The sequence below is a fragment of the Lactobacillus sp. MRS-253-APC-2B genome, assembly GCF_012843675.1.
GTDB lineage: Bacteria > Bacillota > Bacilli > Lactobacillales > Lactobacillaceae > Limosilactobacillus > Limosilactobacillus pulli.
The window spans coordinates 147,055-166,170 of sequence record NZ_JABAFO010000002.1 but is presented as its reverse complement, the minus strand read 5'-3'; the positions used below and the strand labels follow the sequence as shown (position 1 = coordinate 166,170).

Sequence of the window (19,116 nt, the reverse complement as noted above, 5' to 3'; positions counted from 1 at the left end):
AGAAAACGCTAACACTTTAATTATTTTTGACGCTGGCAACAAACCATTTCATGGCACGGATTGATAAACCACGTTGCTGACTCCCAAAAGATCAATCAGTCCCTTTTTAGTAGCTTCATCCCCATTGAGCCACTGACTGCGCGGCAGCAGCTGCGTCTGCTTTTTTTCAGGATAATAAACCATTACTGGTACATTGCCATGGTGAAGCTTGATAAATTCCTGCAGCTGAGCAGAAAGCTGCGGTGTCAAGACACCAGGTCGCAACTGCAGAAACCAGCGCGTCTTGGCTGGCGCCGATCCACGCTCATCAGCAGCCGAAGCCAGCTGAATTCGACTGGCCAGCAGCTGCAGACTGCCATTACGATTTTCCACTCGGCCGCTGATAATCAAGACATTGCGCGCAGCAACCAGTTCTTGGTAGCGCTGGAACTGTTTTGGAAAAACCGTTACCTCAATACTGCCGGTTTCATCAGAGGCACTGATAAATGCCATGGGCTGACGCGTTTTTTTGGTATTGATCGTCTTAACGCGACTGACATATAAGATCAAAGTCGCATTCATCCCCTCTTTAAGCTGAGTGACCTTGACCGCATGCAGCTGATTGGCCAAAGCCCGATACTGGCTGACGGGATGTCCCGACAAGTAGATGCCCAGATACTCATGCTCTTTTTCCAGCCGCTGTGCCAAAGGATACTCCGGCCGCGCCGGGATCGTCGTCTGAAAAGTATCGTTGCCCATCAGCGCTTGATTAAACTCAGCTCCGTCAATCAAGTCCGGCAAGGCATCAATCATCTCAGCCCGGTTGCTGCCCAAATGATCAAAAGCACCGGCATAAATCAGCGGCGCAATCAGTTCGACTTTTCTAAATTTAACGTCGATGCGGCCAATAAAGTCGGCCAGATTGGCAAACGGTTTTTGTTTTCGCTGATCGATAACCGCTTTGATCAGATCGCGTCGGATGCCCTTAATCATTGCAAGGCCAAACAAGACCCGACCCTGGTACAGACTAAAGTCGGCCTGGCTGAAGTTGATATTGGGACCGATAATTGCCACGCCAAACGATCTGGCATCCTCAAAATAGGCGCGCATTTTTTCTGAACCAGCATGGGCATTCAATAATGCGGCAAAAAACGCTGGTGTAAAATGACACTTCAAATAAGCCATTTCAAAGGCCATCATCGAATAAGCCACGGCATGGGAACGATTGAAGCCATAGTTGGCAAAACGATCAATATAATCAAAGACCTGCTCGGCAACCGTCTTGGAATAGCCATTGGCAATCGCGCCTTGCACAAAGCGACCACGCATTTTTTCCATTACATCTTGCTTTTTCTTGCTCATCGCCCGCCGCAAAAGATCGGCCTGCCCCAGTGTAAAGCCAGCCATCTTAGCTGCCAGTTGCATGACCTGCTCTTGATAGACCAAAATCCCATAGGTTGGTGCCAGAATCGGTGCCAGCGATGGATCAGGCAGACTGACCTTTTCACGACCCTCTTTACGGGCGATAAAATGCGTAATGTTGTCCATTGGTCCAGGACGATACAGCGCGTTGACGGCCACGATCATTTCAAAGTTTTCGGGATGCAGCCGTATCAATACCTGCCGAATCCCGCTTGACTCAAATTGAAAAATTCCTTCCGTTGCTCCTTTTTGAAACAGCTGAAGGGTCAATGGATCATTGAGACTGATTTTTCGCAGATTAAAATCTGGTTGGCTCTTTTCGACCAGTCGCAAAGCCGCATCCATGATCGACAGGTTTCGCAATCCCAAAAAGTCCATCTTCAAAAGGCCCAATGCCTCAACCGTATCTTTGGGAAACTGCGTCATCAACAGGCCATCACTGCCGTTTTGCAATGGTACCAGTTGATTCAAAGGATCCTGGGACAAAACGATTCCGGCCGCGTGCGTGGAATAATGACGCGGTAGTCCCTCAATCCGCAGTGCGGTTTTCATTAAAAGCGCGTTTTGTGAAGAATCGCTGAGCAGATTATTGAGCGATCGCGATTCATTTAAGGCTTGCTGCAACGTAATCTTGGGCAGATTGGGAACGGCGCGGGCCAGCTCATCGATAGCATAGACTGGCATGCCAAAAACCCGGCCCACGTCCCTGACAGCCTGCTTGGCACCAAACGTCCCAAACGTGATGATCTGAGCAACTCGGCTATGACCATACTTTTGGTGAACATAAGCCAACACCTCATCACGCCGATTGTCAGGCAGGTCAAGGTCGATATCCGGCATCTGCGCCCGTTCCGGATTTAAGAACCGTTCGAACAGCAATTGGTATTTTAATGGATCAACCTCGGTAATCGCCAAAACATAGGCAACCAGCGAACCAGCCGCCGAGCCTCGTCCTGGATCAGTCGCCATTTTCTGCTGGTGAACGAAGCGCATAACGTCCCAGACAATCAGAAAATAATCGTCAAACCCCATTTCATGAATCGTCGTCAGCTCACTTTGCAGCCGCTTTTGATAGTCAGCCAAGGTATATCCTGGTGCCAATGGTCGTTTCTGAAGTCCCGCCTGACACAGTGACTTTAGATAATCCGCGGCACTCTGCTGATCTGGTGTTGGAAACTTGGGTAAGACAGGCTTTTGAAACCGAACCTCAACAGCGCATTCTTGAGCGATTCTAGTCGTTTGTTCAACTGCATTTTCAAATCCCGAATCCAAGAATGCCTGGCTGAGCTTTTCTTGTTCAGGCAGTGCGCGACTGATTGATTGATGTGCCTGAAAAAACGGATTGGCCATCTTAGTTCCCGCATCAATATGGCGCAACACATCAGCCGCAAATGCATCGTCGTCTTCTAAATATTCAACCCGTGGTGCAGCTGCCAACGATACATCATAATGTTGTGCCGTTTGTTTGATCTGCTCACGCTGAATGGCATCAAGTTCCAGATCAACGCCCAGCCAAAGATGCCCGGCCGTAGCTTCAATCATTGCCGGCAGCCACTGATCAATCAATGACTGGTCAAGTGTCAATGGCTGCGCGGGTAGGATCAAATCCAGATCGTTTAGATAAGGCTTGATCTCCTGATGCGTCAAAAATCGTGTTTGTGCCTGCGTCTGTTTGAGCGTCGACAGCTGCATCAAATTGAGATAGCCTGCCTGCGTCCGCGCCAAAAACAAGACTTCCAGGCCTCTAGTGGTCATGGCCGCAGTCTTTAGATGCAGCCGTAGTCCCAATAAAGGCTTGATACCGGCTGCTTTGGCGGCATTGTAAAAATCAATCGCACCATACATCACGTTCCAATCAGCCAAAGCTACGGCATGATACCCCTTGGCCTTGGCTCCTTGCACCAGCTCTTGCGGGCGCAACGGACTCTGCAATAGACTATAGGTGCTGATTACGTTAAGCGGCACTAGTTCCATTCGTGATCCATCCTTTCACTTAAAAATTATAGCAGAAGCCGCCGCCAAAAAACGTACCGTTGCATCAATAAAAGGGAGTAAGAAAAAACGTCGAAAATCGGTAGCAAACTGATTTTCAGCGTTTGGCCCGCCAGGCTAACATGCTGGGGCAATATTATCTATAAAATAGTTAGGCAATTGATCTCTTTAACTCGTTTAGCCATGTTTTTTCATCCAGTTCAAGATTTCTTGATATACTTCTCGACGGCGCGATGGTTCGTTTAAAACCTGATGTCTTAAACATGGGTAAACATGCAGTTCTTTATCTACCGAAGCGATTTCACGATAACTGTCCATTGAGTCATCGACACTGACCACGCCATCTTCGGCACCATGCAGAACCAAAACCGGATCCACAAAATCAGCAGCATGCGATTTATTAAACGCAACCAGATCCAAAGCCGCATTCAGCAGTGATCCTTTAATTACGGTTAGATTCAAGGGATCGTCTTGATAGTCTTTTCGCATCCAGGCACTGCTGTTGCTTCGATCACCAAAACTGCCACTGATTGTCTCATCAGTTTTAAAATGATGAACTGGTCCAAAGATCTGATTATGATATCTCGTTAAGGCCCCAACGGAAATAATGCCATTGACCGTTGCTGGATATTTGGCACCAAATGCCATCGCCGTGCCGCCGCCCAGACTGTGACCAACGACAAAGATTGGCAGATGCGGCGTGTTTTTTTTGGCCCAATCGACAACGGTTTTAAGATCATCGGGAAAATGGTTAAAGTCGCCATAAACGCCATGTGCCCCAGGAGTCTGACCATGACCGCGATGATCATAGCGGTAAACGGCAACATGATGGGCAACAAACCAGTTGGTCAGATAGTCATAGCGCCCTTGATGTCCACCTAGACCATGCACGACTACCAAAACAGCTTGTAGTGCCAGTGGCCGATTCTGTTTTACAAACAACTGCTGATGATCTGGGGTCTTAATCAGCAGCTGAGATTCACCGATCGCTTCTGACATAGTTCTTCCTCCCTCAATTAGAAAATCATTAAAATTATAACATAATTCCGAGGGAGTAAATCATATACTGTCAAAGAATATCAAAGCGCTGATATTATAAGCTTCTATTAACTACCCAAATCATCAAATGATGTAATACCTTATCAAAAATTTCCCCTTTTTCCCCCTTAAGCGCTCTCTGTACGGCCAAACTTGGTAGTTTTCTGAGATTATTAGAGAAATTTTAATGAATCAAACTGTCGGGCACGGCCGTTACCTGAAATTAAGGTAACGGTTTTTTTGTTACGTATAGATAGATTTATCAACGAATTGTTCGTTGATCAGCTGCAACCAGTATAGCATATTTGATCTTGGTTGCAGCCGAAAAAACGACAACTTTTTTTGCTGAAGTGATGAAATCACTTCGCGCAAATTGTTGTCGTTAGCGAGGCTAGTAATTGGCTTGAAAAGTCAATTAGGCCGAGCTTTTTGATCAAACTTTTTGTTAAAAAGTTTGTCTAAGGGGTCAAGGGGAGCGAAGCAGTCCCTTTGCAAGCATTCTTTGTAGCTATATGTAATATAGTCTACAAAAGAGGGTGCTTGCCTTCAATATAGTGTTCTTTATTGACAAGCGAGCGGTTAGCGAAGCTTGGAGATTAAGAACACTAGCACAAGAACGCGATTGAATAATGAGCGTTAAGGTGCTTCGTTCTTGCCAGCAGCATGAGCGAAAAGCGAGTGCTGAGGGCTTAGAACGCTAAGCAGGAACGCGATTGCGTAATGAGCGTTCAGGCGTCGTATTCTTTTAAATCAATAGATAATTAGAAGTGTTATGATCCCGAATAAAGAGATTCTAGCGTCAAAGTTTCGTCATAATTTCAGTTGAATAAAAAAAACGCTAGAAATCAACGTTTTCAGCAACGTAATTTCTAACATTTTTTGTTTTGAGACTGTTTCTCAGCCTCTTATGTTCTGTCATCATTTAAATGATAAATATTTTGATACTATAAAGTTGAACACTATTGCAAAGATCTGGATTATGCATATCCAAAATAAATTATTCAATCTATAACCTGTCAAATAATTAATACCTATAATAGAATCCAAAGCATAAGCCAACGTATTTAATTTAAACACAGCGATAAAAAAAGCATAGTACTTTTCTATTGCTAAAAAGGTAATTAACATATCAGCAAACATAACAACTATTCGTCCGCTAAAAAATGTAATTAGCTGGTAAACTAGAGATTTTGATTTTTGTTTAGTAAAAACAAATCTCCTATTTACATAAAAAGCAAAGAAAATAGTCAAAATTTCAGTGATTGTTGCTGAAAGAACAGGTGTTACAAATGTATCTAATAATAATCTGACGACAAAATAAAATACTGTTGTTACAATTCCCCAGAATAAATACTTTATCTTTTCATTCTTGATAAGCTTAAGTACAGGTTTATTTACTGACAAGATCTAAATACCATGAAACCATTGCCAACCTGCGCCCCAGTAATGCTTCATTACTTTTTTAGAAGAAGCACTAACATAGTTAGCGTTTTGTCCAGCATTAAGTTGCACTAATGGGACAACTGCAAAAACAGCAACCATAACGGCAACAATGCAAGCCTTACTCATTTTATTCAGTTTCAAGATTACTCACCTCCTTAATTCTGAAAGTATACCACATAATGACTAAAATAATTATTAAAAGTCCTATTTTTAACAAATGACTACAATTGTGTACTTTTAAAAAGTTAGAAAAGTTTTTCCTCCGTTCCAAAATCTGTTTCTGAAATATCTTTCCTATTATTCCATTCATCAACAGATGGAATATTTTTAGACTTCAAATGGGGCTTCTCTGTTTTTTCTGGTACGTCATTTTTCTTTTTTGGTAGAACAATAATATCATAGTCATGCAATACGTCCTTTAAGCTGTCTAAATTTGTCTTTTCCAACAGCATCTTGCGGACTTTTTCGCCATAAATTTCCTTGTCATGCTTTTCCGCGGCTGCTAGTTGCTTTTTGATCGCCGCAATATCATATCTGGATGTCATCTTCTGTACCTCTTTCCTCGATTTCTAACAGCTCTAAGCCGTTCAGCATTCTTTTTCTGTCTCTCAACAGCCTCATCAACAATGCCAGATAGCCTTTTAGCCTGTCGTTTGGCAATACCGTTGATTTTCTTCAACTGCTCCGGCGTTGCTTTCTCCAGGGCCTCTTTCTCTCTACCTGAAAATTCAAACTGCCTTCCTGACCATACGCCTTGATCAATCATGACCAGGTACTGCGTCATATCGGCCGTAGCAGCTATTAGCGGATTGCTACTGTTCTCCGGCAACTCGTCCCTCAGCGTTACAGCCACGATTGCTTTAGGCGCAGCAGTCTTTTTCGATTGCTCAGCCACCTTAGCAACCAAACACATTTGTTGTTCCAGATCCTTATAGCTTTTAACGTCAAATTGTCTTATTTTATTTTGAAAGCGTTTCATTTCAGCTTTTCGACGTTCAAAATCGGCTCTCAGATGCTTCATTAAGGCAATTGATCGGTCAACTGCTTGTTGAATGCTTCTAACAAGCTCAATAACCGCTTGTTTTCTAGCTCCAACTCGCTCAACTCTTTCTCCTGCATCTCCAACGCTCTGTTCCAATTGCTGCTGATGGTTTTGAACTGCATCAATTGTTGATCGTCTAACGTCAAGACGAACTGATCTAGCAGCTTCTCTTGCTCGCTCTTGTTGTTCTCGTTGCTGTTTGATTTCTTGTTCATATCCATCTACACTCTCCCTCTCGTAATTCGTGCCCAGGCGCTTCCCACGGCTGATCCGCTTTTTACCCTCTTCGTCAATGAAGGCATAGCTTATTCCATTCTGCCCGCGTCGTCTCACGTCAACGCCTCTTGCTTTCAGGGCATCTTCTAGATTGATGTTCTTCTTCCTGATCTCAGCCAGCGCTTCATCAATTCTAGTCCTAAGGTCATTCTTCCACACGTATTGGCCCTTTAGCTCCAATTCGCGCTCGCTAATCGTCTTTTTAACTTTTTTGGAACGTTCCTGAGTAATCTTAAGGCCATATTCACGACAGACAGCATCATTGATCTCACGAAAGCTACGCCACTCTTGATCCAGGTTGTCAACCGTCCACTGCTTGCTATCATGAAGATTGGTTTTATTTACAATGATATGGTTGTGCAGCTTATGGCCTTTTCCGTCAACATGTGTATATACAGCAATTTGATAAGGAGGATAATAGCCGTCTTGGTTTTCATCATCAAGCCCGCCGAAAGCCCGCCTGGCAAATTCATAACCAATATCATTGCATATTTGCCAATTCTCAGGGCTTGTGATGTCCAGGTCATCAGCCGAGAATGATTGTATGATTCTGACCGCTTGATTTTTTACCGTATCGCCATTAGCATGCTGTCTCACTGCCTTCATTTCAGCATTCGCATAGGTTGGACTGATGTTAATACCGCTTCTGACAACCGCCCGATCATTGTTTTTCAATGCTCCAGGCGGGCAGCCATGCTTAATCAACCAGTCTTTAGTCTCCTGTTTCATTCGATTAGACCCTAAAGCATAGCTGATGGCTGCTGCTGCACTCTTAGCTCGGTTCATCTTAATCGTAGCCAAACATGAGCCACCTCCTTATCTAGTGCTTCCAACTGGTCTTTAACAGCAATCCATTCCTCCTCTGCGACTTCGCTTTTGGACTGATTCAGACGCCTGGCAATCTGGTTGATATTGTTGCCTATACGGGATAGATCAACGATTATCTTATGGTATTCGTCGTCCGCCAGCTTCGGTTCTTTCAATTTTGAGCGCATTACTAAGTGCTTACAATACTTAGGCACAGACAAGCCCATAATGCGTGCCGAAGCCTGGATTTTAGCATACTCGGCCTCGTTAACCCTAATATTAACCTGATGATTATCAGTTCTTGGCATCTTCCTGCCTCCTCTTAATACCATGGCTTCCCATTATATTTGGTATTGTCTAAATCAATATGCTCCCAGCCCCCATATTTTTTGATATAAAGCTGCTTCAGGCGTTCATACTCAGCTTCATCTACGGGTTTTGTATCGCGCTCCAAATAATAGAAGTATGGCATTTCGGCCAAATAGAATGGATCATCTGCGCTGTTGTCATTGTCATAACGGTATTTTTCAACATGAAAGCCGTTATCAGAATTAATAATCTTACGGTGACAATCATGCAGCCATTGATATGAGGTCCTTGCATTCTCATACTCAAGCTCCAGCTGTCGTTTTTTCTCTTCCTCCAGTTTTGCCTTTTTCTTAGCTTTCTCGCGTCGCATGCGCTCTGTCTTACTCATTACTTTTGTTTCGGCTTCTTCAAAATATAAGGCCTGACCGCCGCCATAATGGTTAGACCAACTTATTAACTCTCCCGTCGCGTTCTTTCGCAACTGCCGCTGCTTCTTCAGCCATTGCTTTTCCGTGAGAAGATGTTCATACGTATGCCTCTTAATATTGCCTTTTTCATCTTTGATTATGATTTCACGATACATTTTTTTGCTCCTCTCTCTTTCACCCCTCAATGAGGTTAGGTTTGCACACGCAACACCGGTCTCATTGAGGGGTATTCCGGCGATCACGCCGGATCAGACGCTATTTTTATAGCAGAAGGTAACCAAATATCTCTTGGTAGGTAAATATTTGAAAAAATTCTAGATAAATATGGTAATGCGGTGAGGTTCGGTAATGTTCAATAAGATTCGGTGAGGTTTTATGTTCAACCTCACCGCTCCAGTAATGTGCCTAACACTTACTCTCCCAAGGGTTTTGGCGAAAACCCTCACCAAAACAATACACTACCTCACCAAACCTCACCGCGCCGGTAATGTACCTAGCGCTTACTCTCCCATGGGTTTTGGCGAAAACCTCACCGCCTCACCGCTTTTTACGGATTTTTTTAAATTTAATCGCCTGGTTGACGTCTGGAACCCGTCTTGACGTATAGCCATAATCATCATCTTGGTGGTTTTAATTTTTGGTGTTACCAATTGATTTCAGGCGAAGCACTGAAAGAAAATTCAGCAAACCAAGAATGCCGTCATATCAACGTTTGTTGATGATCAAAATGAATTATGCTTTTGTAGCGCGGAGAAACTCTAGAAATTGGTAACTTGGTAACAGCGAAACGAAATGCCGTCATATCAACGTTTGTAGGACTAAATTTGTTACTTTTAATTGGTAGCTGTTACCTTTTAGTCCTAGCGCTAAAAAACAATTGGTAACAGTTACCGATTATTGGTAACAGATAAATGCCGTCATATCAACGTTTATAGCTATTGTTACCAAGTTACCGATTCGTTCAGTTGTTGTGCCGTGGCGTGAAAAGTGCTGATTGTGTTAATAGCAAAAACGTTCATGAATGCCGTCATATCAACGTTTATAGCCATTGTTACCAACTCAAATGATATTGGTAACAGTGAAAATGATTAGTAACAGCAAAAGTAATTGGTAACAATTGGTAACACTCAATTCAATATAGATCGGATCCATATTTTTCAATTCGACGAACGCCAACATAACATTTGTGCTGCTTGCCGTTGATACGAACGTTCTTATTCGGTTCAATACCTCGGTTTTTCATTTCAACGTTGAATTTTGTTATACCAAGGTGCTGCACGCCGCTATCTTTACAGTAACGAACATAGTTGTTGTATAGCATCGCCGTTTGCTCACGATATACTTTTTGATCTTCGCCAAGTTCACAGTTTTCAGCAAGCCAGTTGCCAATTACGTCGTTTGCCTGGATCCATTCCTTGGCCCGCTGCTCCATGAATTCAGTCATTGGCAGTCTTGGCTCTACCATATTCTTGGCGTTTTGCAACGCAGATTTGTAAGCAACCAAGCATTCACGCACGAATGCTGGCTTATCGCGCTCGAATTGATCCATTGAGTATTTTTCTTTGAAGCCCTTGATACGACGCCATTCAATGATAATTGGCCGTCGCTCCATTCCGTGTGAAGTATCACTGAATGAAGGCAGATTGTTGCATGTAAAGATCAGCTTGGCTTCATTTGTAAATTCGAACGGATCCTTACCTTTATATTCGGCTGTCATACGATTACCGCCGGTCAGCCGCTTTAAAATATTAGTTTCTTTTATAAAACCGTTACCTATATCATCTGAGTAGTTCAACTCTTTTCGGTTGAGCTTCGCTAAGTTAAAACGTGCCTTATCGCTGTCTCCTAAAGCGCCTAAGTCAACATTCGCTACATTGCCTTGCCCGAATAAATTCTCAACCATATTAAGCATGGTTGACTTACCTTCACCGCCATTTCCATAAATCAGCAAAAAATGTTGGAATTCCTTGTAGCTTCCGGCCATGGCCCAACCGATATATGCTTTAAATACTTCTACAGCTTTTTGATCCCCTTCGCTTCTCAAAAGTCCTTGATCATCGCGCTTAGCATTGGGATCAACAATTGATTCTTTAAGCCACCGATCCCATACTGTCTCTTCTTCAGAAATTTCACCCAGGTCATATTCGTGATTCTGCAGAATATAATTGTCATACTTGTTGGGCAATATTTTATCCTTATCCAAATCGTATGTTCCGTTTTTAAAAACGACCAGGTGTCTATTTCTGCTTTCGAGAGCAAATTTATCTGTTAAGCTTTCATCAACACCCTTGCTCGTGGTGATATTCGACACGATCGCTGAAACCACGCTACCCGACATAATACCAATTTCACTTTCAAGTACTTCCGGAATAATTTTTTTCAAATGACGATCAGCGTGTGTATGCCATTGCTTTTTATTTGGCTCCCACCAGAAGCCGTGGGGGTCGAAGAGATTAAAAGTAAAATGATATTTGTTCATCAAATAATTAGCTAAATTAAGTAATTTAACCTTGATCTTGCCGTCCTCGTCTTTGGTGTACAGCCAATTGTTAATAACAATTACTTTATTATTCTTCTTTTTCTCCATTGTTGTTTTTTCCTCCATTTTCTTGTAAAATGAAGGCAATAAATGTGTCTGGTCGAGTGCTTGCGTAACTCGGCTTTTTTATTGCCTTCTTGCTTACTTTTCGTCAGTAACAACTTCATGAGCTTTCATAAAGCTATCAATAGCTGTTTTGCTAACCCTCATTGTTTTACCAACCTTGATGACTGGCATTCCCGCTTTGATCAAGTCATATACGACGTGCTTTGAGCCATATCCAAGGTACTTAGCAGCATCAGTCAGGCTAAAATATTCTTGCTCCATATCTCACATCTCCTTTCTTTTTTATTTAATTTAAATAAAAATTGATGGGCGACAAGTTTCGCCACGTTCTTTTTGTTTAACCTCGTTCCAACCTTGGAACGAGGTTGCGGCAAAAGTAGTATCATTGAATTAAATCAATAGAATTTTGATTGATCCTTTAGCTATGCGCGTGCCCGGCAGCCGTAAATTCATAGAAAGAAGGATCAATCATGTGGACTGAACCCACAAAAACCGGCAAAGTAAAGTTTGTCGAACAATTCAAAAACCCTCTGACGCTCAAGTACACGCGCGTATCAATTACAATGGACAAAGAAACCAATACTACGCGCAAGCTGGCGCAGCAGACCCTAAACAAGCGAATTGAAGAGAAGCTTCGTCATCTTGCAGACGGTCAGATCAAAGAAGGTGTTACATTCGGTGAGCTGATTGAAGAATTTGATCAATACTACAAACGTACGGTTAAGCCTTCAACTTTTGCATCTTGGAAAGTTTTCAAAGCTTGTGTTTTAAAAAACTTTAATTCTGATATCTTAGTTTCTAAAATCACCAATAAATATCTGACCAACACGCTAGAAGCCATGATCTATCAGCGCGGATATAACAATGCTTACGTTGGCGCGATCAAGTCCAAAATCAATCAGATAATGCGCTATGCGTACCGGCATGACTATATCGCAGCCCCAATTGGTCAGCTTGAGATCAATTGGAAACGCAATAACTCAGCGAAAAGCATTGAAGACAAGTACCTTGATGATGAAGAGGTTAAACAGGTCCTAGAAGCTGTTAGATCCGTCAATCCAATGTACGCTGATGTCTTGTTGTGGCAATATCTTACGGGTATGCGGATCGGTGAGGTTCTCGCCTTACAAGCCAAGAAAATTTTTCAAGAGGATGGCAAGTGGTTTGTCAAAATTGACTGCACTCTTGAATATTCCAAAAGGCAAAAAAGCGAGTTTACAATTAGCAGCACGCCCAAAACTCAAAGCAGCAACCGTACCATTCTTCTACCAGATGAAGCAGTCAGAATTTATCGCCTTTATAGTTTGGGCAAGCAGCCTGATGACCTTTTATTTAGTATTCAAACTAAAACCGGTGTTTTTATTCACCCCCTTTCAATAGATAATCGGCTTAAAATCGTTCAAGAAATTTTGGAATTAGACAAACCGCTGTCGACTCATATTTTTCGCCACACCCACGCTTCCAAGTTAGCTGAGCTAGGCGTCCCAATTGAGCTGATCTCAAAACGGTTGGGTCATAAAGATTCCGCCATTACGCGCCAGATCTATCTGCATGTAACAAAAAAGACCGCTGAACGATACAGCGGTCTGATTAATAGTCTTGACGTATAATTTTCCCCTTCAATGTCTCTCGCATCTTTTTAACCGGTCTGTAACCGTTGAAAGCATTGATATAAAGGCATTCGTGTAATGAGAATTAGATTCATAACATCATTTTCACATTTAGGACGTTAATCTTTAGAAAGTTTTGTCAATCAAATCATGAGCCGTTCAATCATCCAATGGGTCGGGGCTGATCGCTGAGAATCAGACATCACCAACTCAGACGGATTGCCCACGATGTTTACTGCGACAGCTGAGCCGAAAAGCTTTTGATTCACGATACTCAATTCAATCTTTTTATGATAAAATATTCTTGTATATAACTAAGGGGTGAACTAAAATGCGTACAATTGGCAAAGAAATCATGATCATTATCTGGAGCTTTATCCTGGGTGACGTTTTGGGCTACATCGCTGGTCAACTGGAAGGCGCCACGGTCAACTACACAACCGCTGGGATCGTTGCCGTAGTTGTAGCATTATTGGCAACCAACTGCATTTCCCTGATTTCAAAGCAGGCTAACCCAGACAAGGCTGCTAAATAATTTATTTCTGCAATTATAAAAAGAGCACTGAGAATTCATCTCGGTGCTCTTTTTTATCGTTCAAAACCGCACAGCGTATAGCCGTCAGCAATTGCTTGTCCCTGTGTCATCGTCTCAACCGTTTTGGAGCGAGACAATGCCCGACAGTTGCGATTCAAATGATACTTGGTACCGTTTGGCGTAACGTAGACGGTTGCCTGATCATTGCTGCCCTGCTCTGCAGTCGTATCGCTGACCTTTGAAACCACCGCTGGCGCAGAGCTGGCTGCCTGAGCATTACTATCAACCGTACTGGTACCGTCAGCATAGTTGAGCGTGACGCCATCTTGAACGTTAAAGATATAAACGTTAAAGCTGACCGCCTGGCTGTTAACCGATTGTGCCTGCATGTGCACGCCGCGCGCCAACAGCTCATCGCCTCGAAAAACCGGCGTAACCTGATAACGCACATAATCATTTGGATTAGCCCGCAGATAGTCGGCTACCTCGTCTTCATAGCGTACCATCTCGGGATCATTCAGCGAGCGCGTTCCCGTAATCAGATTTTTCCAGTTGTTGTTTTGACCCGTCAGCTGGTAGCCAATCAGATGCGATCGATTATATAAATAGCCGCCCTTGATTTTTTTGTTGTGCCAACCGGTTGGATCAACAGTCAGCGGCTCGCGCTTGGCCTTTGGCATCAAAGAACGATTAAGCAGTGCATTAGCCTGCGTGGCCCGGTTCAAACGATCTAAATTGCCATACTGCTGCCAGGCACCATGACTGGTATCTAAGTCCTCATTGCTAAACGTCGGCTGGCCGTTATTAACGCTGATTGTCTGAGTACCTTGATAATCGAGCTGAGCCAGCTGCTCATCAGATTGACTGGAAGACGCAGCTGCCTGCTTTTTGACCCGCTGCGACTGATGCTTTGCCTGCTTTTTGGCGGCCAAAGCGACAGTCGACTGAACCGAGCTTGTCATTGAAGGCTGCGGTAACGATAGACCGACTCCCAAGGCCAGCAACGGCACCAACATTATCTTTAGAATTTTATTTTCCATTGAACACTCCCCCAGAATCAACAAAAAAGGAGCGATCTTATTTCAATCGCTCCATCTCTAATTTTAGAGTAACACATTTTCAGCAATCCCGCGACTCTTTTCTATTTTGAACCAATTTAGACTAACCAGCTGTTATAATGCCTAAACAAAAGTAAGTGAGGCAGCTTTTAATGAAGGTTATTTTTGTCTGCTTAGGCAACATCTGCCGCTCACCAATGGCTGAATCCATGTTTCATCAAGTGGTGATTGATGCCGGATTGGCTGATCAGATTCAGATTGACTCAGCCGGTACCAGCGACATTGCAGCCGGCTCGCCAGCTGACTCCAGAACCAAGGCCGTCCTTGCCGAACACGATTTATCAGCAGATGGACTGATTGCGCGGCAGTTAAATGATCAAGACTTTTATGATGCCGACTACATTTTGGTAATGGATCAGATGAATATGCTGGATGCCCGCTCCATGGCACCAGCTGGTTTGGCTGACAAGGTTCATGGAATCTATATGGCTGTAGCTGGCAAAGAGGATCACTGGATTGTCGATCCTTGGATTACGCATCGTTTCCATGATACGTACGAGTCATTAAGCGAAGCACTGCCAGCCTGGCTGAAACGAATCGGGCTTAAAGAGATGGCTGTTATAATATCACAACTAAAAGTCAGACGCGTCAATTCGGCTGCTAGATCGTTGCCAATGGCTGCTTTTGCTTTGGTGACGGAAAGGCCTGCTCTAATTTTAAAAGCTCGGCGTCACTAAATTCAATCTCACCCGCAGCCACGTTTTGTTCGGCATGTTTTGGATTGCTGGATTGTGGAATCGTTAACGTGTTGCCGCAGCGAATGGTCCAGGCCAGCATGATCTGATAAACCGTAGCATGATGGACTGCCGCCAGCTTCTTAAGCGTTGGATTATTACTCAAGCGTCCACTAAGCGAATCAGCTTGCGCAACCGGTGAATAAGCAATCAATGGCAGTTGATGATCCTTTTGCCAGGCCAGCAGATCATACTCAATACCACGGCGATCTAGATTGTAAAGATCTTCATTAGCCGCGCAGTTGATGCCATTTGGCAAGGCAAAGAGCTCTTTGAGATCGGCCACATCGAAATTGGAAACGCCCCAAGCGCGAATCTTGCCTGCCTGCTTAACCCGTTCTAATTCAGCCACGGTTTCAGCCAACGGAATCTGCCCGCGCCAGTGCAATAGATACAGATCAAAATAATCGGTACCAACGTTTTTCAAACTGCGATCCAGACTTTTTTCCAACTGCGCACGGCCGGCATTTTGCGGCAGTACCTTGTCGATGATAAACAAATCTTCCCGTTCAAACGGTTTGATAGCTTGAGCAACCAGTCGTTCCGCGTTGCCGTTGCCATACATTTCGGCCGTATCAATTGCCCGAGCTCCTGCTTTGATACCAGCTTGCAGCGCCTTGATTTCTTGTTCGGTTTTAACAGGATCATCTCCCATATGCCAGGTACCCAGACCAACTGCTGGCAAGACGCGTTGATTAATCGTAACGGTTTGCATCTTCATCATCCTTTCTGATTGAGGTTGTTTGTTTCAGCTTATCACCGTTGGCCAAATGATGACAGCGTTTTCTAAAATTCAGTTAAAAAGCCCGCCGCGAGTTTGCGACGGGCTTTTTAACTATTTTTCTTGTGCCGTCAGCTTGGCGATTTCAACCAAGACATCCAATGCTTTTTCCATGGTCTGCAAAGAAACGTACTCAAAGCGTGAGTGCATGTTCTCGCCACCAGCAAACAGGTTTGGCGTTGGTAATCCTAAATAGGAGATTGTCGAACCATCCGTGCCGCCACGAACCGGATAGATCACTGGTTTGATATCCAGATTTTCCATCGCCTGCTTGGCAATTTCAACGACTTCCATGTGATCTTTGAGCGCATCTTTTAAGTTGTAGTATTGATCGTACAGCTTCATCTGAATGCGATCCTCACCCAGCTTTTGATTCAGCTGTGCCACGATCTGCATTAGATTCTTTTTACGATTCTCAAACTTTTGCCGGTCATGATCGCGAATCAGATAGGTCATCTCGGCATGATCAACACCGCCATTAAACTTGTAAAGGTGATAAAAGCCTTCACGACCTTCAGTTTCTTCGGCACGGTCATGTTCTGGCAGACGATTATGCAGATCAATACCGACTTGAATGGCATTGATCATCGTTCCTTTAGCGACCCCAGTGTGCACGTCTTTGCCCGTAATCGTGATCTCAGCCTGAGCAGCATTAAACGTTTCGTATTCCAGCTCACCCAGTGGACCGCCATCGACCGTGTAGGCAAAGTCAGCGCCAAAGTCCTTGACGTCAAAGTGATCGGCTCCGGTTCCGATTTCTTCATCCGGACCCAGCCCAATTTGAATCGTACCATGCTTGATTTCAGGATGCTGCAAAAGATACGAAGCCATTGTAACAATCTCGGCCACGCCTGATTTGTCATCAGCACCCAGCAGCGTCCGGCCATCCGTGGTAATCAAAGTATCATGAGCATACTTTTTTAACGATGGGAACTCAGCTGGTGAAAGCTGGTAGCCGCTATCAGAAAGTGCAATATCTGATTGACCATCATAGTCTTCCACAACCTGTGGCAAAACATGATCAGCATTGAAATCAGCCGTATCAACATGAGCAATGAAACCAACAACCGGCGCATCATGATCCAGATTGCTTGGAATCGTTGCCAGAAGATACGAATTCTTGGGATGAATCCGCACGTTGCTTAATCCCAATTCCTTAAGCTCTTGGGCCAGCTGATTTAAAAAGGCCGTTTCCTTAGGGCTGGAAGGTACCGTATCTGACTTTGGATCAGAGCGTGTTTCAACTTTGACGTACTTTAAAAACCGCGGCAACAGTTCAGGATATGTTTGTTCTGTCAAATCTATCACCTTTTCTTTACAAATCAATCACTACTATCGATTAAATCAACTTTAGCACTTTTTGACAGTTATGTTGGACTTTTTTGATCTATCTGACAATAAATTCAAAAGGTTCCGTATTAACCTCAGAAGTAATGACCTCAAAGTCCCAGCCGTTTTCTTGACGCCACTTTTCAAGCAAAGCTGCTAAACGATCTTGGCAAACGACCTCAATATGATGTCCAGCATCCACAACCGTTAAGTGATTGGCAATCATATCATGGGCAAAGTGATAGCTGACATCTCCAGTTACATAGGCATCGGCACCACGTTTTTTAGCCAGCTGCCAAAAATCCTGTCCCGAACCGCCTAAAACGGCTACCCGCTTGATCAGCTGCTTTTGATCCATTGGGTTGACAATCAGTCGTGCACCCTTTAGATCAAGCTTTTCTAGGCACCATTGACCAAACGCCGCTGGGCTCATCGGCTGCACCAGCTCACCAATACGGCCCATGCCATAATCGCGACCCGAGATGGGATCAACACCCGTCAGCTGCAGTGGCTCAACGTCAGTTAATTCTAATTGATCAGCCAGCCAATCGTTCATACCGCCATTGGCATTGTCAAGATTGGTATGCGCAGCATAGACCGTAATATCATGATTCAAAAGCGCTTGGTACATGGCAATCTGGGGGTCGCGTACATCCAAGGTCTTAACGGCATGAAACATAGCGGGATGATGGTTGAAGATAAAATCAACCTGTTTTTCGATAGCTTCTTTAACTACCTCAGGGCGACAGTCCAGCGCTACCATGACCCGCCTAACCTTGCGCTCGGGATTGCCCAGCTGCAGGCCAACATGATCCCAAGACTCGGCTAGTTTAGGATTGGCAAACAGTTCAAAGCGTTGAATGATATCATTAACGGTTGTCATTTGATCACCTCTTTGATCATCTGCATCTCTTTTTCAAATTCGCGAATCTTTTCAACTGGCGGCTGGGCAGCTTTTTGCATCTGCTTGATCGCCGTTTCCTGCCGCGCTAATTCAGCCTGCCATTCCTTTTTAAAGGCCGGACTGTCCTGCTCCAGTAGAAATGGACCAAACTTGAGCTCACGGTCGTTATAGGCAAACGGCACAATCGATGGCTCAGCCATAATAATTTCATAGATGTGATCGTCTTCTTCGACAACTTCTTCAGCCATGATCTGCCAGCGATTGGTCAACAGCCATTCTCGGACGCGCTCGCCGCCAACGTTAGGCTGCAGGACCAGCCGCTTGACGCCGGAAAGCTTGCTTTGATCGGCATCTAAAATCTTGGCAATCAAGGTTCCACCCATTCCGGCAATCGTAATCGTATCAACATGATCAGCAGGATGGATAGCAGCCAGTCCATCGGCTAAGCGTGGCTGAATCACATCGGTCAGCCCTAACTGGTTGATCTCATGGGCAGCATTTTCGTAGGGACCTTTGACGACCTCACCGGCTACGGCATACTCAATCTGGTGATTCAATGCCAGATGGGCCGGCAAATAGGCATGATCTGAGCCGATATCAGCCATGCGGGCTCCTTTAGGCACATAGCTGGCAACACGCGCCAATCGTAATGAAAGATGGTTGGCATCCATAAATAAATCTTCCTTCCTGATTCCAAATTATATTTCCAGTATAACAAAAAAATCCGTCCCGCAATCAGCAAGACGGATTTTCAATTTAAGGCA

At 44.1% G+C, this 19,116-nt stretch carries 16 protein-coding genes and 1 pseudogene; 3 read left to right on the top strand and 14 right to left on the bottom strand.

Annotated features, from left to right (window positions below; all coding sequences use genetic code 11):
• Positions 1–48: 48 nt before the first annotated feature.
• The 9 genes from dnaE to HF864_RS02310 form a co-directional block, all read right to left on the bottom strand.
• Entirely contained in the window at positions 49–3,375 is a 3,327-nt protein-coding gene (gene dnaE, locus HF864_RS02355; RefSeq protein ID WP_169461511.1) for a DNA polymerase III subunit alpha, read from the bottom strand.
• Between the two features lie 195 nt (positions 3,376–3,570).
• Positions 3,571–4,392 carry an alpha/beta hydrolase gene (locus HF864_RS02350; protein ID WP_169461510.1) on the bottom strand — a complete coding sequence of 274 codons (822 nt, stop codon included), beginning with the start codon at positions 4,390–4,392 and terminating at the stop codon, positions 3,571–3,573.
• 1,446 nt (positions 4,393–5,838) lie between these two features.
• Complete coding sequence (locus HF864_RS02340; RefSeq protein WP_158423331.1) at positions 5,839–6,015, bottom strand: hypothetical protein; 177 nt, start codon at positions 6,013–6,015, stop codon at positions 5,839–5,841.
• Positions 6,016–6,119: 104 nt separating this feature from the next.
• Complete coding sequence (locus HF864_RS02335; protein WP_045025420.1) at positions 6,120–6,419, bottom strand: hypothetical protein; 300 nt, start codon at positions 6,417–6,419, stop codon at positions 6,120–6,122.
• Positions 6,416–7,993, bottom strand: a complete 1,578-nt coding sequence (locus HF864_RS02330; RefSeq protein ID WP_169461509.1) for a relaxase/mobilization nuclease domain-containing protein — start codon at positions 7,991–7,993, stop codon at positions 6,416–6,418. Before HF864_RS02330 ends, HF864_RS02335 begins: the two co-directional genes overlap by 4 nt.
• The gene (gene mobC / locus HF864_RS02325) at positions 7,975–8,307 is read right to left on the bottom strand and encodes a plasmid mobilization relaxosome protein MobC (protein ID WP_045025422.1); all 333 of its coding nucleotides are present in this window, start codon (positions 8,305–8,307) and stop codon (positions 7,975–7,977) included. The genes HF864_RS02330 and mobC overlap by 19 nt, the downstream gene beginning before the upstream one ends.
• 14 nt (positions 8,308–8,321) lie before the next feature.
• Positions 8,322–8,891 carry a hypothetical protein gene (locus tag HF864_RS02320; protein WP_080890491.1) on the bottom strand — a complete coding sequence of 190 codons (570 nt, stop codon included), beginning with the start codon at positions 8,889–8,891 and terminating at the stop codon, positions 8,322–8,324.
• Between the two features lie 977 nt (positions 8,892–9,868).
• On the bottom strand, positions 9,869–11,323 hold the full coding sequence (locus HF864_RS02315) for a phage/plasmid primase, P4 family (protein ID WP_169461508.1): 1,455 nt from the start codon (positions 11,321–11,323) through the stop codon (positions 9,869–9,871).
• A 93-nt stretch (positions 11,324–11,416) separates the two neighbouring features.
• Positions 11,417–11,602, bottom strand: a complete 186-nt coding sequence (locus HF864_RS02310; protein ID WP_045025425.1) for a helix-turn-helix domain-containing protein — start codon at positions 11,600–11,602, stop codon at positions 11,417–11,419.
• A gap of 302 nt (positions 11,603–11,904) precedes the next feature.
• On the opposite strand from HF864_RS02310, the gene HF864_RS02305 reads away from it, so the two are divergent.
• Positions 11,905–12,951, top strand: a complete 1,047-nt coding sequence (locus HF864_RS02305) for a site-specific integrase (RefSeq protein WP_169461507.1) — start codon at positions 11,905–11,907, stop codon at positions 12,949–12,951.
• 331 nt (positions 12,952–13,282) lie between these two features.
• Positions 13,283–13,486 (top strand): YjzD family protein, encoded by a 204-nt coding sequence (locus tag HF864_RS02300; protein WP_169461506.1) that lies wholly within the window; start codon positions 13,283–13,285, stop codon positions 13,484–13,486.
• 53 nt (positions 13,487–13,539) lie between these two features.
• Here HF864_RS02300 and HF864_RS02295 read toward each other — a convergent pair whose 3' ends face one another.
• Positions 13,540–14,526 carry a DNA/RNA non-specific endonuclease gene (locus tag HF864_RS02295; protein ID WP_205882257.1) on the bottom strand — a complete coding sequence of 329 codons (987 nt, stop codon included), beginning with the start codon at positions 14,524–14,526 and terminating at the stop codon, positions 13,540–13,542.
• Positions 14,527–14,696: 170 nt separating this feature from the next.
• Here HF864_RS02295 and HF864_RS02290 point away from each other — a divergent pair.
• Positions 14,697–15,158: pseudogene (locus HF864_RS02290) on the top strand (low molecular weight protein-tyrosine-phosphatase); the annotation flags it as partial.
• 46 nt (positions 15,159–15,204) lie between these two features.
• On the opposite strand, the gene HF864_RS02285 reads toward HF864_RS02290, so the two are convergent.
• The 4 genes from HF864_RS02285 to HF864_RS02270 all read right to left on the bottom strand — a co-directional run bounded on the left by HF864_RS02285 (position 15,205) and on the right by HF864_RS02270 (position 19,023).
• On the bottom strand, positions 15,205–16,053 hold the full coding sequence (locus HF864_RS02285; protein WP_169461504.1) for an aldo/keto reductase: 849 nt from the start codon (positions 16,051–16,053) through the stop codon (positions 15,205–15,207).
• Between the two features lie 120 nt (positions 16,054–16,173).
• Entirely contained in the window at positions 16,174–17,418 is a 1,245-nt protein-coding gene (gene pepT / locus HF864_RS02280; protein ID WP_169461503.1) for a peptidase T, read from the bottom strand.
• Between the two features lie 88 nt (positions 17,419–17,506).
• A complete protein-coding gene (locus tag HF864_RS02275; RefSeq protein ID WP_169461502.1) occupies positions 17,507–18,331 on the bottom strand; it encodes a Nif3-like dinuclear metal center hexameric protein in 825 nt (274 codons plus the stop codon).
• A complete protein-coding gene (locus tag HF864_RS02270) occupies positions 18,328–19,023 on the bottom strand; it encodes a tRNA (adenine(22)-N(1))-methyltransferase TrmK (RefSeq protein ID WP_169461501.1) in 696 nt (231 codons plus the stop codon). The genes HF864_RS02275 and HF864_RS02270 overlap by 4 nt, the downstream gene beginning before the upstream one ends.
• Positions 19,024–19,116 lie beyond the last annotated feature (93 nt).

Coding starts and splice junctions, on each gene's coding strand:
- dnaE (WP_169461511.1), bottom strand. CDS start 3,375: ATGGAACTAGTGCCGCTTAACGTAATCAGCACCTATAGTCTATTGCAG.
- HF864_RS02350 (WP_169461510.1), bottom strand. CDS start 4,392: ATGTCAGAAGCGATCGGTGAATCTCAGCTGCTGATTAAGACCCCAGAT.
- HF864_RS02335 (WP_045025420.1), bottom strand. CDS start 6,419: ATGACATCCAGATATGATATTGCGGCGATCAAAAAGCAACTAGCAGCC.
- mobC (WP_045025422.1), bottom strand. CDS start 8,307: ATGCCAAGAACTGATAATCATCAGGTTAATATTAGGGTTAACGAGGCC.
- HF864_RS02320 (WP_080890491.1), bottom strand. CDS start 8,891: ATGTATCGTGAAATCATAATCAAAGATGAAAAAGGCAATATTAAGAGG.
- HF864_RS02315 (WP_169461508.1), bottom strand. CDS start 11,323: ATGGAGAAAAAGAAGAATAATAAAGTAATTGTTATTAACAATTGGCTG.
- HF864_RS02310 (WP_045025425.1), bottom strand. CDS start 11,602: ATGGAGCAAGAATATTTTAGCCTGACTGATGCTGCTAAGTACCTTGGA.
- HF864_RS02305 (WP_169461507.1), top strand. CDS start 11,905: ATGGACAAAGAAACCAATACTACGCGCAAGCTGGCGCAGCAGACCCTA.
- HF864_RS02300 (WP_169461506.1), top strand. CDS start 13,283: ATGCGTACAATTGGCAAAGAAATCATGATCATTATCTGGAGCTTTATC.
- HF864_RS02295 (WP_205882257.1), bottom strand. CDS start 14,526: ATGGAAAATAAAATTCTAAAGATAATGTTGGTGCCGTTGCTGGCCTTG.
- HF864_RS02285 (WP_169461504.1), bottom strand. CDS start 16,053: ATGCAAACCGTTACGATTAATCAACGCGTCTTGCCAGCAGTTGGTCTG.
- HF864_RS02275 (WP_169461502.1), bottom strand. CDS start 18,331: ATGACAACCGTTAATGATATCATTCAACGCTTTGAACTGTTTGCCAAT.
- HF864_RS02270 (WP_169461501.1), bottom strand. CDS start 19,023: ATGGATGCCAACCATCTTTCATTACGATTGGCGCGTGTTGCCAGCTAT.